1 protein-coding gene is annotated in these 1,286 nt (G+C 59.3%); it reads right to left on the bottom strand.

The window, feature by feature from the left end:
• Window positions 1-42: 42 nt before the first annotated feature.
• A protein-coding gene (locus G3N94_RS41535) for an IS3 family transposase (RefSeq protein WP_205799936.1) occupies window positions 43-1,217 on the bottom strand; the annotation gives its coding sequence in 2 pieces (ribosomal slippage) (window positions 43-968 and window positions 968-1,217; 1,176 coding nt in all).
• Window positions 1,218-1,286: the final 69 nt, after the last annotated feature.

A 1,286-nucleotide genomic window follows, 5' to 3' on the forward strand; every position in this document is an offset into this window, starting at 1 on the left:
TGACGTTGCCCGCGAATTTCGTATCCGCTAACCGAGCATTTATTATGCCGCTTCCTTTCGCTGTGCGGCGTGCCAGTCTTGTTCAAATTGCATCGGACTGACGTAATTCAACGTCGAGTGCAAACGCGAATGATTGTAGAAGCTCAACCAGTCGATTACCTCGTCCATCGCTTCGCGACGCGTCGCAAAGCGTTGACCGTGGATGCGCGCCTGCTTCAGCGATCCCCACAGGCTTTCGGTCGGTGCGTTGTCCCAACAATTTGCTCGGCGACTCATTGAGCTTTGCATGCCGTAGCTCTTGAGCAGGTCCTGGAACTCGGCGCTGCAATACTGGCTCCCACGGTCGCTATGCACGATCAGACCGGTTTCGGGGCGACGACGGAACCACGCCATACGCAACGCGTCAGAAACCAGCTCCGTGCGCATGTGCGGCTTGAGCGACCAGCCCACCACCTGGCGGCTAAACAGGTCCAGGATGACCGTCAGGTACAGCCAGCCCTCGTCGGTCCACAAATATGTGATGTCTGTCGTCCAGACCTGATCGGGCTTCGCCGGCGAGAAGTCGCGTTGCAGCACGTTCGGTGCGACCGGAAGGTTGTGCCTGCTGTCGGTCGTCGCCTTGAAGCGGCGTTTGGTCCGCGCCTTGATGCCATGCAGCTTCATCAGCCCTTGAACCCGGTCCTTGCTCACGCGAATGCCTTGCGCAAGCAGCTTTTTCCACACGCGCGGCCAGCCGTACTCGCCTTTGGACTCGGCGTGCACGGCCTTGATGTGGACCAGCAACCCATCGTTGCTGATACGTCGGCGCGGCCGATCAGGATCAACGTCCCGGGCCTTGCGGTTGTGATAACCACTGGGGCTGACACCCAGCGCCTCACAGGCCACGGATACCGGCCATTGTCGGCTGTGCCGCTCAATCCAGGCATACTTCACGCCGACCTCTTCGCGAAGTATGCCGTCGCTTTTCCCAGGATGTCGCGCTCCATGCGCAGCTTCGCGTTCTCTGCCCTGAGTCGCGCAATTTCCATCTGTTCGGCCGATACCTGTTTGCCTGCGCCAGCGAGCTTGCCAGCCTCGTCAGCCTTGAGCCAGCTGTTTAGCGTCTGCGTACTGATGCCCAGAATCTTTGCCACCGCCGCCTGGCTCTGGCCGTTACGCACCATGCGAACCGCCTCAACCTTGAATTCCAGCGTGTACCGCGCCCTCGGGTTACCCATTGCTCAATCCTCCGTCACTGAAGTTTTACACACTCTCAGTAACGGATACGTTTTTCGAGGGCAAGGTCA

Source organism: Burkholderia sp. Ac-20353 (genome assembly GCF_017104785.1).
In the GTDB taxonomy this organism is placed as follows: domain Bacteria; phylum Pseudomonadota; class Gammaproteobacteria; order Burkholderiales; family Burkholderiaceae; genus Burkholderia.